Source organism: Oceanivirga salmonicida (assembly GCF_001517915.1).
Taxonomy (GTDB): Bacteria; Fusobacteriota; Fusobacteriia; order Fusobacteriales; family Leptotrichiaceae; genus Oceanivirga; species Oceanivirga salmonicida.
In genome coordinates this window covers 1-1,278 of sequence record NZ_LOQI01000135.1, presented here as the reverse complement: position 1 = coordinate 1,278, position 1,278 = coordinate 1, and the positions used below count along the sequence as shown (strand labels likewise).

At 19.8% G+C, this 1,278-nt stretch carries 2 protein-coding genes; both read right to left on the bottom strand.

Annotated features, from left to right (window positions below; genetic code table 11):
* Positions 1-153: 153 nt before the first annotated feature.
* Positions 154-699, bottom strand: a complete 546-nt coding sequence (locus AWT72_RS08580; RefSeq protein ID WP_067143645.1) for a hypothetical protein — start codon at positions 697-699, stop codon at positions 154-156.
* A gap of 14 nt (positions 700-713) precedes the next feature.
* A partial coding sequence (locus tag AWT72_RS08575) for a hypothetical protein (RefSeq protein ID WP_231724075.1) occupies positions 714-1,278 on the bottom strand: 565 nt, incomplete at its 5' end.

Below are 1,278 nucleotides of genomic sequence, written 5' to 3'. Positions count from 1 at the left end.
TTCCAAGTGTCAAATTTAAGTTTTAATATGATTTATCAAGAAATAATAAAGTTACTTTAATCTATTTAACTTATTAAAAAAATAAATTGGACAAACATCATTTGCCCAACCTTAAAATAACTCAATAAATTCATGTGTTTTATAAAATGTATATCATTTCAAATTATGAAACTTAATTTTATCTAAGATATAATTTTCTCTATGTGATATTGCATCTATATAAATATTTTTTATATCACTAATATTTATTAAAGTTTTTTCTTTGAAATAACTGATTAGTATTTGATTATCATCTATTATTCTTTCTACAAATCCATAAACAGAATGCTCACTATTAGATAATATTATTTTACATATAACTTTTTTATTCATTATTTCTTTTAATGTGTTCATGAAAACATTTTTATTATCTATTTCTAATTCAGAACCTTTATAAATATAAGAATTTCGTATATTTTCCTTAGAATTTTCTTTAATTAAAATTTCTAAATCTTTTAAATATTCAGTATCTATCTTAATAATATTTATGTTTTCTTTTAATACAATTAGATAACCAGACTGCAAACCCATTGGGTCAAAAGTTTCAATTGCAATATATTTCTCATCCTCTACCCTTATATACCCTACTAACAAACCATCTAATTCATTATCATAGTATATTTCAATTAATTTATCTTTATATAATTCTAAATAATTCATATTATCTCCCGTTATTAATAATTTTTTTTCATATTATCTAACATATAGTTTTCTCTATGAGAAATTGTATCTACATGTATAGTGCTTACATTACTAATATCTATTAAAGTTTTTTCGTCAAAATAACTAACTAGTATTTTATTATCATCTATTATTTCTTTTATAAATCCATAAGCAGATTTTTCTTCATTAGATAATATAATTTTACAAATAACTTTTTTGTCCATTATTTCTTTTATTAAATTAATTAAAAGATTTTGATTACTTAACTCTAACTTTGTATTTTTAAAAATATAACTATTTGAAATATTTTCTTTAGAATTTTCTTTTATTAAAATTTGTAAATCTTTTAAATCTTGAGTATCTATTTCAATAAAATCAATTTCATCTTTGAATATAGTGCAGTAACCATCATCTAAACCAAAATCAATATCTATGGTTTTTATAACTATACAATCTTCATCTTCTGCCTTTATATACCCTATATCATAAATCTTTTCTTCATCTCCATAATATACCTTAATTAATTTATCTTTATATGATTCTAAATATTTCATAGTTTCTTGTATGATATAGTCA